The sequence below is a fragment of the Mycobacterium sp. SMC-8 genome (genome assembly GCF_025263565.1).
GTDB lineage: Bacteria > Actinomycetota > Actinomycetes > Mycobacteriales > Mycobacteriaceae > Mycobacterium.
In genome coordinates this window covers 2,118,577-2,131,290 of the sequence record NZ_CP079865.1, presented here as the reverse complement: position 1 = coordinate 2,131,290, position 12,714 = coordinate 2,118,577, and the positions used below count along the sequence as shown (strand labels likewise).

The following is a 12,714-nucleotide window of genomic DNA, read 5'->3' as shown; positions in this document are numbered from 1 at the left end:
TACTATCGGTGCCCGTGAGCAGCCGGGACCATGACGACGCGCCGGAGGACCCGCCCGTCGCTTGGCACAACCAGACCTCCACCCTGCTCGCGGCGAGTGTGGCCGGTCTGGCGGCGATCGCGCTGGTCATCACGCTGATCTCCTATGTGGCGCGGCAGTTCAGCGAGCCGGAGCCCGCCCCGTTGTACTACGTGCCACCGGCCACCACGGCCAGCACGACCAAATCTGGGGTGTCGACCACGACCGGGACCATCACCAGCACCAGCCCGCCGATGACCAGTGACATCAATCCGGAGTCCACCACCGAGACCACGTCGGAGTCGTCCACGACGACCAGGAGCACCCGCCCGCCCCGCACGCGAGAGACCGATGACGAGGCCCGGACGACGACGCGCAACCGGCCGCGCACCAACGTGACACGCACGGTGTCCCCGGTTCCGTAGCCGCGAGCGCCTACTATCGGGTCCCGTGGCGCGATACGGCGATTCCGACGACCAGAACTACTACTCCGAAGAGGAACCGACCCAGCTCAGCAACTACGGGACGGGCTACGGAGACTACGGGACCGGCGGCTACGACCAGCCGCCGCCGGACGCCGGTGCCGACACTCCGTGGTACCGCAAGCCGGTCGCGCTGGTGTCGCTGGGCGCAGTCGGGGCGCTGCTGATCGCGCTCATCGTGTTCGGTCTGGCCAAGGCGATCACCGGGGATTCCGACTCCGAGACCGGCACCACCACCTCGCTCACACCGATGACCACGACGTCGGCTCCGGCGGCGGTGCCGCCCGCCACCGTGACCGAGACCGCGACCCCCACCACCACCGAAGCGGCCACGACCACCCCCGAGCCGACCACCACCACGACCACCACCACCACCGAGCCGACCACCACGACCACCACGACAACGAGCCCGTCGGTCAGCACGAGCACCAGCACGGTCACGCAGACCGAGACGCAGACCGAGACGGTCACCGAGACCCCGGCGCCGCCCGCGCCCTAGCAGGCCGTTTCGGACTCCGGCAGGCAGCTGGTTTCCGGCGACGGCTCGGGTTCCGGCGACGGCTCGGGTTCCGGCGACGGCTCCGGCGCAGGTTCGGGGCCCGGCGCTGGCGCGGGTTCCGGCGCCGGCTCCGGCGACGGCGAAGGCTGGGGCTCCGGCTCCGGCGACGGCGAAGGCTGGGGCTCCGGTGAAGGCTCCGGCTCCGGCTCCGGCGACGGTGCAGGCTCGGGCGACGGTGAAGGCTCTGGCTCCGGCTGGGGCGACGGCTCGGGGGACGGTGACGGCTCGAGCTCGGGGGCCGGCGCGACCGTGAACACCGGCCACGGGATCCGCCCCGGCGCTGCAGGTGCCGGCGCTGCAGGTGCCGGCGCTGCAGGTGCGACTGCCGGTGCCGGTGCGGGTGCGGCCCCTGATTGCTTGACCACCCGCTCCTCGGCCGTAGCGGGAACTGGAACGTCGACCGCCGGCCCGGGCGCGGCGACACCGGTCACCGGCGACGGCACACGCGGCACGGCCGGGGCGGTGGCCGGCGCCGGTTCGGCGGTGGCCTCCTGCCAGGGTTGGACCGCCACCGGCGCCGCGATCCCCTCGGCGCCAGACGGCGTGGTGTCGGCCTCCACCGTGTGGGAGGTCAGGACGAACGCGCCGACCGCGACCGCGGCGGCACACGCCGCGCCGGCGAACAGCACGCCCGGACGGCGGTACCACGGCCACGGCTCCGGCTCGCCGACCTCGTCCTCGTGGTCCTCGTGGCCGAAGTGCACCTCGGGGCGCGCGTACGCCGGGTCGTACAGGGCGAACACGGTGGACGCGTCATCGTCGGCCTGGGCCGACCAGGCGAGCGCGGCATCGGCCGACCGGGCGAGCGGCACGGCCACGGTCGCGACCGTCGGCCCGGGGACCACTGCGGTGGGCAGGTCGCGTTCCGCCGCACGCAGCGCCAGCAGCTCGGCACCGGCGGCGGCCGCCACCCGGGAATGTGCCGGCTTCACCACCGGCGCCCGAAGCGCCGCTGAAAGGCGTTGTGTGACAACAGGTATAGCGGCACCGCCGCCGACGGTGACGACCGCCGAGACCTGGACGGGGAGCACCCCGTTGCGGTCCAGGGTGTCGACCAGGACGGCGACGAATCGGTCCAGCGGCCCGGCGAGGGCGTTCTCGAGCTCGGCGCGGGTCAGTCGTACCGCGGTGCGCCCGGTCGGCACGGCGGTCGCGGTATGCCGGCTCAACCGCTCCTTGGCATCCCGGCACAGCGCGCGCAGGTCGGCCAGCGCCGCGACCGCCGCGGTGCCGGCCGGGTCGGCTTCGAGCGTCGTCATCACCGTCTGAAGCACCAATTGATCGACCAGGTCGCCGGAGAGATCGTCGAACCGGACGGTCCGCCCGATCCCCGCCATGCCGCTACCCGCGTCGGCCAGCGTGATGCTGCTGCCGGTCGCACCGAAGTCGCACAGCACGACCACACCGCGGTCGGGCAGGCCGCGCTCGGCCTGCACCGCGGCGAGCGCGGCCACCGCGTCGGACACCACGGTCAGGTGCGGAACCCGGGTCCGGAGCGCCGCCACCGCCGCTCCTGACCAGTACGCGGGAACGGCGACCGCGGCGACATCCGGCCGGCGCTGCGGTCGGGCCAGGCGTGTCATCGCCTCGATCGCGTCGGCCGCCAACTGCTCGGCGTGGTGGTACGAACCGTCGGCGGCCACCAGCGGCACCGGGTCCCCGACGCGGTCGACGAAACCCGCCGGCGACAGTGGAGACAGGATTTGTGCCGCGCTCCGGACCGTCGGCCTGCCATCGGCGACCGCGATCAGGTTGGCGGCGCCCAGCGAGACGCCCAGAGAACTGCGCATACTTCTAGATCGCTGCGCGCAGCGGAAACGTTAAGTGCGGGCGTACTCCGCCACCAGCGCTTCGGCACTGCGCACCGCGGCCCGGCACGCCCGCGCGGTGAACGGGTCGTTGAGCGGGTGCTCGGCGCGCCGGCGCCAGCGCTGGGCCGCGGCGAACGCGGCGCGCGGGCCGTCGTCGGGAGCCTCGGGCGACAGGCCCAGCCGGCTGGTCGCATCGGTGCCCGCACCGCCGATCAGGCGCCGCAGCGAGGCCATCTCGTCGTCGTTGAGAGTGGTCGGCCGCGAACGCAATTGGCTCAGCAACCGGAGTTCCTCGAAGGCGTGGGTGTCGGCGAGCAGCGGCTCGATGTCGGCGAGGATCCGCGGGGTGCCGTAGATCGGGTGCAGTTGCACGAACTGGCGCAGCGACAGCAGCGCGGTATGCGCCTTGAGCAGATCCGAGCGTTGCGCGAACTGCTGGTCGATCACCTCGCGCAGCGCGAGCAACCCGCTGCGTTCGAGCAGCTCATCGGCCAGCGCCACCGAATCGTCCACCCCGGCGCGCAGCACCGCGATCGCGATGCGGATGCCGAACATCCCGAACCGGTCCAGCAGCTCGGACCTGGTCGCCGCATCCACCGGCAGCACAGGTTCCCCGTCGCGGACGAAGCGGTCCACCGACAGCATCGCTTTCGCCAGCTGGGCCGGCTCGACCTCGGAGAGCCTCTTCAGCGCCACGAACTCGCTCTGCCGCAGCGTGCGGGCGGTCAACGCGAGGAGCCCGGACACCGGCACGACGGCCTGGCAGATGCCGGTGCGCTCCAGTTCGGCGGTGAACCGCTGGGCCACGTCCTTGGCCGACAACATCGCGTCGATGCGGCCGGCGCCGATCTCGTCGGCTCTCGAAGCCACACCGATGACGCCGAGCGCGCCGGCCGAGCCGCCGACCAGCTGACCGATCTGCTTGAGCAGTGCGATGTCGGCGGCGTTGAGAGTGCGCAGCAGGAACACCACCGCGTCGACCCGGGGCACGCTGTCGTCGGGCACGAGAAGTCGCAGTGTGCGCGCGGAGACATCCTGGGACAGCGACGAAGTGCCGGGGGTGTCGATGATCGTCGCGTCGATCAGCTCGGCGGCGGGCCATTCCACGTCCAGATCCACCACGTCGTCGGGGTCTAGGCGGGCGAAGTCGAAGCTCAGGCCGCGGTCCGGTCCGTTCCGCTCACGCATGATCGGCACGTTGGAGCGCCGTCCGCCGCGGTGGTTGGCGGTCACCTTCGGGGTCGGGCCGTGCCGGAACCAGGTGACGATGCGCGTCGCCTCGGTCGCGTCCGTGGGCGCGATCTCGTCCCCGACCAGCGCGTTGACCAGCGTCGACTTGCCGGCCTTGAGGGTTCCGGCCAGCGCGATGCGGATCGGCTCGTTGAGCCGGTGCCCGATCCGCTCGAGTTCGGCGTGCACGTCAGGACGCCTGCGGTAGGCGGGGTCGGACCGGTAGGCGGCGATGGTGCCGCCCAGGATCGCCCGCACTCGGTCACTGGTGCTCAGATTTCACCGTCTCGGATCGCTCGACTGCTGACCGTTCGAGCTTAATGAGGCTGGGAGCTGAGTTTGCGCGTGTGGTCGACGACCTGCCGCAGGATGCCGAGCTGGCGGTCCAGTTCCTTGACGCGGTTGTTGCGTTCGGTCTCCTCCAGCTTGGCCGCGGCGAGGGTGGCCTGCAGCGACTCGTTCAGCGAGCGCGTGGTCTGGTTGGCGATCTCTCGGTAGTGGTCGCGCAGCTGGCGCTGGATCCCCTTGAGCCGGTCCCGTGACTCCTTGCCGACGACGAAGGCGACGTCGTCGACGAACCGGCGGACGTTGGCGTTGGCCTCGCTGCGCACGCGCAGCATCCGGTTCTCCATGTCCTCCTTGTAGGCCTTGCGGCCCAGCACGAATCCCGCGCCCAGCGACAGCGGGTTGAACATGCCGAGACCGGCGAAGGAGGTCAGCATGCCGAACATCAGTACGCCGCCGTAGGAGCCGCGCATCCCGGTGACGACCTTGTGCCCGAACTTCAGCGGTTTGGCCTCGAGCTGGGTCAGCGACTTGAACTCGCCGAAGTCGGCGCCCATCTCGCGAGCGTCGATCGACGGCATCCGCACCGCGTCCAGTCCCGCCTCCCGGAATGTGCGGGCCACCTCGGCGGCCAGCGCCTCGGCACGCTGGTATGCCCACACGAAGTTGTCGCCGACGGCGGTGGCCACCGAATCCTCCAGCTCGGCGCCGATCGCGGCCCAATTCTGGGTGGGATCGCAGCCGTCGATCACCCGCTCGGTGTGAAAGGTGATGTTGCGGAACCGATGTCGCAGATCGTGATCGACGTCGGCGGTCAGGTCGGCGATGCCGTCGTTGAGCACCTGCTGCCACAGCGCGGTCTGCTGCAGCGCGTCCTGCGCCTCCTGCTTTCGGCGCTCGAGGTCTGCCGAGAGATGGTCGCGGGCCTGCGGGTCGTTGAGCGCGGACAGCTCGGACTCGACGGCCAGGCTCAGGTGCTCGGCCGCCGCGCGGACCTCGCCGATCACCTGCTCGCGGACACGGTCCCGCTGGCGGGCCAGCACCTCGTCGGACAGGAACTTCACCAGTGCCGGAAAGTTGGACTCCTCGTTGAGTTCCTTGTCGTTGAGCGCCACCGCGTGGCTGCGCAGCGTGGAGGACACCGGCACCAGCGGGGCGGTGACCCCGGCGCGCCCCAGGTGCGCGCGGTTCGCGTCGACCACCTGCCGCCAGTGCGGGTACAGATCGGTCTTGGTGGCGACGAGCAACGCGACCGGGCAGATCTCCAGCGCCTGCCGGATGAAGGTCATCTCCGGCTCGGTGAACTCCTGGCTGGTGTCGCTGATCATCAGGACGGCGTCCGCGTCGGGCAGCAGGCCCAACGTCGCCGACAGGTGCGGCTGCCCGTGCCCGCCGACCCCCGGGGTGTCGATGAACGCCAGGCCGCCCTTGAGCAGAGGGCTCGGGGCCTTCACCTCGACGCGCAGCACCTCGCGGCCCCGGGCCTGCGGCGCCCTGCGCAGGTCGCTGCCCAGATCGGCCGTCGGGATCTCCACCAGCTCGGGTTCCTCACCGTCGGGCCGGGCGACCACCAGCCGCGCCGACGGTTGTTCACCGTAGGACACCACGGTCGGCAGCACCGTCGACTCGTCATCGCCGACCCGCGCGACCGGCATGTTCAGCAACGAGTTCAGCAGCTGACTCTTGCCCTGTTTGAGCTGTCCGGCGATCACCACCCGGATCTGCGGGTCGGCGAGCCGCGCCCCGGCCCGCTCGAGCCGGTCCGCGAGATCACCGCGCTGCTGGGCGTGCGCGATCTTGCCGACGTGGTCGATCAGCTCGACGATCACCGTGTTGGCCGGCTGCGTCATGGTGCCCCTCTGGTTGCTGCGGCGTGGTTCAACGGTAGGCGCGCGAACCGGCGGGGACCTCACGGTCCCCGCCGGTGTCGCGCGGTGGCGGATCAGAAGGCGTCCAGAGCCGCCTGGGTGTCGTTGTGGGACGCGACGTCGGTGTCGAAGTCGGTGTCGACGCCGGTGACGTTGTCCGAGAACAGGTCGGTGTTGGTCTCGTTGCCCGAGCCGATGTTGGACTCGAAGTTCGACGAGTTGTCCTCGACCGAGGTCTCGGTGGAGGTCGAGATGTCGTTGCGCACCGAGGTGTTCACCGAATTGTCTTCGGTGTTCTTGCTGCCGAAGTCGCCGTCGATCTGGGTGCCGGTGTTGACGTCGTTGTCGGTGATGATGATGCCGCCGCCGTTGCCGCCGGAGCCGCCGACCGCGTTGCCGCCGCCGATGCCGATGAGGCTGCCGCCGCCGTCGGCGCCGCCGCCGTTGCCGCCGCTGGTGTCGACGTCGTTGAGCACCGGGGCGTCGTTGTCGGCGATCAGGTCACCGCCTGCGGTCTTCGAGTTGTCCTCGACCTCGTTGTCCTTGCCGACCACGACGTTGGAGCCCGAGCCGGCGAGGATGTCGCCGTTGTTCATCGTGTTGCCGTCGCCCAGCGCGGCGCCGTCACCGCTGACGATGTCACCGTCGTTGTCGCCGTCGACCACGACGCCGCCGTTGGTGGCGGTGTTGCTGGTCTTGTCGCCGAAGGTGATGTCACCGAAGCCGAGGTTGAACGCGCCGTTCTGGGCGTTGGCGCCGGCGTCCTGGACCGGGCTGGCCACCGGGACGTTGTTGCCGCTGAGCAGGTCGGTGTCGGTCTCGGGGGCGAAGGTCGGCGCCCACGAGGTCTGCGGGGAGAACGGCGAGGCGAAGTTGGAGGCGAGCTGGTGGTGGTCGGCGACCGCGCGCTGCAGGCCCACGACCGGATCGCCGCCGCCGAGCGCGTACCCGGCGGGAGCGGCGGTGGCGGCCACCGACGCCAGCTGGGCGGCCGTGACGTTGGGCAGGCCCGCGTCGCGCAGTGCGCCGTCCGGGTCGGTGACGAAGGCCGCCGCCGAGGCCGGGCTGCGGAACAGGTCGAGGATGAAGTCGATGATGGTGTTCATGGCAGTGCCTTTCTGCTCTGTCCGGGGTGGTGCTCGCCGGTCACTCCGGCGATCTGGACACCACGTTATGGAGTTCGCCAACCCCCGAAAACGGGGTTCGCTCCCATCCCCTCACGGGCTCACCTAGGGGTTTTGCGTGGCGGGCACTAGGGGATTAGGGGGTCGCCCGGGGGGTGCTTCGGGCATGGAAAAACCCGCAAGGAACGCGTGGTCCTTGCGGGTTTCCGGCTGCCGCTCAGGTGAGTCGAACAGCGCAGCTCAGTCGAACAGATCGATACCCGACGCGTGGTCGTCGGCATCGGGGCCGTCGAAGGCGGCCGGGGACTCGATCCAGTGCTCGGACGGGAGGACGGTCGGGTCGATTCCGTCATTGAGGCCGTCATCGACCACCAGGTCGTCCACCGGAACCGCGGTCGGCACCTCGAGCAGGTCAACGGTCTCGGGTGTCGCCTCCCCGGCGTCGATGACGGCACGCTCGGGCAGGCTCTCGTCGGGTAGGTCGAACGCATCGAACGCGGCGGTGGCCGCTCCGCTGGCCCACACGTTGTCCACCGGGGCCGCGGCGAAGGCGTCCACGCCGTAAAACGGTGCCGTCGTCGACATCGACTCGGCGACCACCGGGATCAGGTTCTGCACATCAGCGCTGGTCACGCCGGTGAGATCGGCATCCGCAAGGGCCTGCGCCGGGTCGGCCGCGTAGCGCGCGGCGGCGTCGGGATCACGCACCAGCGTCATCACGAAATCCAGCAAGGCGTTCGGCATGGCTCGATGCTATGCCCGCCGACCCGGTACCGGATCGGTGCGCAGCCCAACTCCGGCGAATTCCCATTAGGGGATAGCCCGTTAGGGGATCCGCGACATTAGGGGCACATGCCCCGGTAAAGCGTCGTCAGGCGCTAAGGTGGTCCACGGTCCAGACAGGAGAGAGCTCACATGACCGAACCGCTGGGGTTGTCGATCGGGATGACCAACCTGGTCGCGGCCCGCGTTGGTCGCCCACCGGTGACGCGACGATCCATCCTGAACCTGTACGGCAACCGGGCGCCCGAGGTGGGCGCCCCGTCGGAGATCCCCGGCTTCACCGAGCCGCGGCTCGTCCTGACTGGGTTCGTGGAACGCGTGGGTGACCCCGTTCCTCTGGTCGCGGCGGACGGCTCGGCCCATCGCGGCGAACAGACCCTCGCCCAGGCCCTCGACGTGATGGCGGGGCTGGTCGACGGAGGCGCCCCGATCGCGGTCGCCGTACCCGCCCACTGGGGCCCCGGCAGCGTCGGGGCGCTGCGCGGTGCGCTGCGCACCCAGCCGCGGCTGTCCCCCAACGGCGTCCCACCCGCGCTCATCCCGGACGCCGCGGCGGCGCTCGCCGCGCTGCGGGTGGCACCGGGGCTGCCGAACCAGGGCTTCATCGTGCTGGTCGATCTGGGCGGCAGCGGCTCCAGCATCACGGTGGCCGACGCGGCCGCCGGCGCCGCGATCGTCGGCCAGACGGTCCGCTACGGCGAGTTCTCCGGCGAGGCGATCGATCAGGCGCTGCTCGATCATGTGCTCAGCGGCATCGCGGCCGCCGAGAACCCTGACCCCGCGGGAACAGCGGGCACCGCCGCGGTGGGGCCGCTGGCGCAACTGCGCGACGAGTGCCGTGCGGCCAAGGAACGGCTCTCGGCGGAGACCGCGACGGCGGTGCCGGTCGCACTGCCCGCGTTCACCTCCGACGTCCGGGTCACCCGCCCCGAACTCGAGCAGCTGATGTCCGAACCGCTGACCGGCCTGCTCTCTGCGATCGAGGATGTGCTGCAGCGCAACAACATCGCGCCCGCCGACGTTTCCGCGGTGGCCACCGTAGGCGGTGGCGCGGCCATCCCGCTCGTCACCCAGAGGCTCTCCGAGCGGCTGCAGGCGCCGGTGATCACCACCCCGGAGCCGGCGCTCAACGTCGCCGCGGGTGCTGCGCTGGTCGCCAATCAGAGCCTGGCCGCCGATGCTCCCACCGGCATGGCGCCCGCCGCCGATGCGCCGACGGCGATGGGCCACGCGGCCTGGGCGGCCGGCGCCGCGGGCCTGGCCGCGACCGAGTCCGCCGGCGACGGCGCCTCCTCGGCGACGTTCCGCGCGCTGGCGTGGTCCCAGGACGACGCCGCCGGTGATCCGCTTCCGTACACCGGCGGGGACTACACCGCCGCCGGCGCCTATGCCGACCCGGCCGGCACCGCCGCGCGGCCCGCCGTCGAGTTCACGCCCCAGGACGAGGGTTACACCGACGTGCCTCCGGCACTGCCCTGGTACAAGAGGCCGCCGGTGCTGTTCGGGGTGGCAGCGGCCGCGGCGCTGCTCGCCGCGGGCGGGCTGGCGGTGACTCTGACCAGTTCCGAGGGTGATTCGGGCACGGTGACCGAGACCGCCACCCCGCCCGCCGAGACCACTCCGGTGCAGCTGCCGCCGCCGGTCACGACCGTGACGGTCGGCCCGGACGGAGTCGCGACCACCACGGTGAGCCAGCCGCCGCCGCCTCCGCCGCCGCCGGACACCACGACGCCGGCCACCACCACGACGGCGACGACCTCGCCGACCACCACCACCACGACGACCACGACGACCACCACCACGACGTCGCCGACCACGACGACGACCAGGACCACGACCACGCGGCCGACCACGACGACGCCGCCGACCACGACACAAGCACCGCCGCCCACCACGACGATCCCACCGCTGCCCGAGCCGGTGGATCCGCCCGACCCGATCATCACGACCGTCCTCCCCGAAGTCGGCGCCTGACTGCGGCATGACCAGTCCGGGGGTGCCGCGGCACTCGGATCTCGCACCTGCCGCGCGGGAGGCCGCCGCGGCGGTCGAGGCCAATCCGCGCGCCGCGCACAAGCTCGTCGTCACAGGCGGTGTCGGCACCGGCAAGTCCACCCTGCTGACCGCGGTGCGCGCGGCGCTGCTCGGTGCCGGACGCCCGGTGCTGGCGCGTCCGCCGCGGCCCGGCGATCCCGCTGACACCGTGACGGTCGTCGACGACAGCCATCTTCTCGACGGCGCCGAACTCGACCGGCTGACCGCACTCGTCGCCGACCCCGCGGCCACCGTGGTGATCGCCACCGAACCGCTGGCTCACCATCGGCCGTTGCGCGAACTGACCACTGCCCTGGAACGGGAACGGCCCGCGGTGACGCTCGGGCCGCTGCCCGCGGTCGAGGTGAGCCGGGTCGCCGCGGCGGCGCTCGGGGTGCCGGCGTCCCCGGAGTTGTTGCGCGCGTTGATGTCTGCGACGGCCGGGCTGCCCTTCCTGTTGGCGCCGGCGCTCGCCGCGGCGGCAGGCGGCGGCCACCCCATGCGGGATGCGGCCCGATTCGGGCTCATCGAGCGGCTCCGCGGGTGCGACGAACGCCTGCTCGACGCTTTCGTGGTCTCGTCGCTCAGCTTCGAGCTCGGACCCGACGACGTCGCCGCCGCGCTCGGACTGTCCTCGCAGGACGCGCTGTCGGTCGTCGACCGGGCCCGGGCGAGCGGGCTGATCGAACCGTCACACCCGCAGGACTTCCAGCACTCGGTGCACCGCGCGGTCGCTCAGATCGTCGGTACGGCAAGGCATCACGACATCGAGGTGTCGGTACTGGCCTCCCAGCTCGAAAGGGGAACGTTGACAGCCGATCTGGCGTTGCGACTGGCCGAGCACGGGCTGCGGGACGAGCGGTTGGCCACCGCGCTGAGCGAGCTGGCCGGTCACACCCGCGCGCACCCGGCCCGCACCGCGCGCCTGTACCGGGCTGCCGCCGACGCCGGTGCGACGGCGTCCAGCGCGCAACTGGCCGACGCGCTCGCCCTGACCGGTGACTGCGCGACGGCCGGCCGGCTGGCCGACGAGCTGTTGACCGCCCCCGACCCGGCCGAGCGGGCCGCCGCGGTGCGGATCGCGGCGAGCATCGCCATGCACGACACCGGCGCCGCGCAGGCGCACGCGCTGTTCGGTTGGCTGGGCCCGGTGCCCGATGCGGTCCTGGGGGCCGCGGCGACGATCGCGGCCGTCGCGGCGGGTGACGTCGCCGGGGCGCGGGATGCCGCCTCGACGCCCGCCGAGGGCCCGCCGACCTCCACCGCCCGCGCCGCGGCCGGCCTCACCGAGGGCCTGGCGATGACGCTGGACCGGCCCTACCCCGTCGCTGTTGCCCGGTTGAGCCAGGCCCTCGGCAGTGATCTGGGGTCGGCGGCGACCCTTCCCGACACCCCGGCCGCGCTGGTGACTCTGGCCGCGTTGCACGGCGGGGACGCGGTTCGGGCGCGCAGCGTGGCCGGCCGCGCGGTGCACGCGGATGCGGAGCGCGGGGCCGCCGATGCCGCCTTCGTCTCGCTGCGGCACCGGCTTCTGCAGGCCTGGGCCTTCATGCAGGACGGTCAGCTGGCGGCAGCCACCAACGCGGTCCGGCCTGCGACGGGGCCGGCCCCGCACCGCCGTGACGCGCTGTGGGCCGCGGCATTGCAGACCGGCGTCGCGCGGCGCAGTGGGGACAGCGGCGCGATGCAGAAGCACTGGTATTCGGCCATGGAGGTGCTCACCGAGTACACGGTCGATGTCTTCAGCGTGTTGCCGCTGGGCGAACTGTGGATCGCCGCCGCCCGGATGCGGCAGGTGGACCAGCTACAACATCTGCTCGACGAGGTGTTCACTCTTCTCCGCGGGCTCGATGACCCGGTGCTGTGGACCGTGCCGCTGCATTGGGCCGGCGTGCACGCGGGCATCCTGGCCAACTCGCCGGAGGCGGTGGCGCCGCACGGTCAGGCGCTGACCGCCGCGGCGACCCACTCCGGGTTCGCGCGGGCGCTGGCCACCGCGGGCCGGACCTGGTTGCGCGTCCTGGCCCATCAGGTCGACGTCGACGAGGTGACCGTCGCGGCCCGCGCTCTCGCGCAGTTCGGCCACACCTGGGACGGCACCCGGCTGGCCGGACAGGCCGCGTTACAGGCCTCTGACCCGCGGATCTCGCAGGCCATGCTGCAACTCGCCCGTGATCTCAAACACACCGCGGCCGGCGATGCGGCGGCCGACCCGGCGGACGCCGACACCCTCGCGGCCACGACGGTATCCGCGTTACCGTCCCGGCCGGCCGCGGCGCACCTGTCCGATCGCGAACGTGAGGTCGCCGAACTGTTGCTGCAGGGTTTGCCCTACCGCGACATCGGCGCCCAGTTGTTCATCTCGGCGAAGACCGTCGAACATCACGTCGCCCGGATCCGGCGACGCCTCGGTGCCGAATCGCGTTCCGAGTTGCTCTCGATGCTGCGCGCGCTGATGGAGACACCCGGCGGCGACCGACCGATCTGAGTCGCCTCAGCCACGAGTTAGGTGAGCCTTTG

Annotated in this window: 9 protein-coding genes; 4 read left to right on the top strand and 5 right to left on the bottom strand. The window is 71.9% G+C overall.

Annotated features, from left to right (window positions below):
- Window positions 1–14 precede the first annotated feature (14 nt).
- Together KXD97_RS10330 and KXD97_RS10325 are read left to right on the top strand one after the other, a co-directional pair.
- Window positions 15–443: a hypothetical protein gene (locus KXD97_RS10330; RefSeq protein WP_260756642.1), complete on the top strand. Its 429-nt coding sequence runs from the start codon at window positions 15–17 to the stop codon at window positions 441–443.
- A gap of 25 nt (window positions 444–468) precedes the next feature.
- Window positions 469–999: a hypothetical protein gene (locus tag KXD97_RS10325; protein ID WP_260756641.1), complete on the top strand. Its 531-nt coding sequence runs from the start codon at window positions 469–471 to the stop codon at window positions 997–999.
- Here KXD97_RS10325 and KXD97_RS10320 read toward each other — a convergent pair.
- From KXD97_RS10320 to KXD97_RS10300, 5 genes are all read right to left on the bottom strand, one after another.
- Window positions 996–2,849: an Hsp70 family protein gene (locus tag KXD97_RS10320; protein WP_260756639.1), complete on the bottom strand. Its 1,854-nt coding sequence runs from the start codon at window positions 2,847–2,849 to the stop codon at window positions 996–998. The genes KXD97_RS10325 and KXD97_RS10320 overlap by 4 nt on opposite strands.
- 30 nt (window positions 2,850–2,879) lie before the next feature.
- The gene (locus tag KXD97_RS10315) at window positions 2,880–4,376 is read right to left on the bottom strand and encodes a dynamin-like GTPase family protein (RefSeq protein WP_260757907.1); all 1,497 of its coding nucleotides are present in this window, start codon (window positions 4,374–4,376) and stop codon (window positions 2,880–2,882) included.
- A 41-nt stretch (window positions 4,377–4,417) separates the two neighbouring features.
- Window positions 4,418–6,235, bottom strand: a complete 1,818-nt coding sequence (iniA, locus tag KXD97_RS10310) for an isoniazid-induced dynamin-like GTPase IniA (protein ID WP_260756638.1) — start codon at window positions 6,233–6,235, stop codon at window positions 4,418–4,420.
- 92 nt (window positions 6,236–6,327) lie between these two features.
- Complete coding sequence (locus KXD97_RS10305; RefSeq protein ID WP_260756637.1) at window positions 6,328–7,359, bottom strand: IniB N-terminal domain-containing protein; 1,032 nt, start codon at window positions 7,357–7,359, stop codon at window positions 6,328–6,330.
- A 258-nt stretch (window positions 7,360–7,617) separates the two neighbouring features.
- Window positions 7,618–8,121: an Rv0340 family IniB-related protein gene (locus tag KXD97_RS10300; protein ID WP_260756636.1), complete on the bottom strand. Its 504-nt coding sequence runs from the start codon at window positions 8,119–8,121 to the stop codon at window positions 7,618–7,620.
- Between the two features lie 171 nt (window positions 8,122–8,292).
- Between KXD97_RS10300 and KXD97_RS10295 the strand changes: the two genes are divergently transcribed.
- Together KXD97_RS10295 and iniR are read left to right on the top strand one after the other, a co-directional pair.
- Window positions 8,293–10,134 carry an Hsp70 family protein gene (locus KXD97_RS10295; protein ID WP_260756635.1) on the top strand — a complete coding sequence of 614 codons (1,842 nt, stop codon included), beginning with the start codon at window positions 8,293–8,295 and terminating at the stop codon, window positions 10,132–10,134.
- Window positions 10,135–10,141: 7 nt separating this feature from the next.
- Entirely contained in the window at window positions 10,142–12,682 is a 2,541-nt protein-coding gene (gene iniR / locus KXD97_RS10290) for an isoniazid response ATPase/transcriptional regulator IniR (RefSeq protein WP_260756634.1), read from the top strand.
- The last annotated feature ends 32 nt before the right edge of the window (window positions 12,683–12,714 follow it).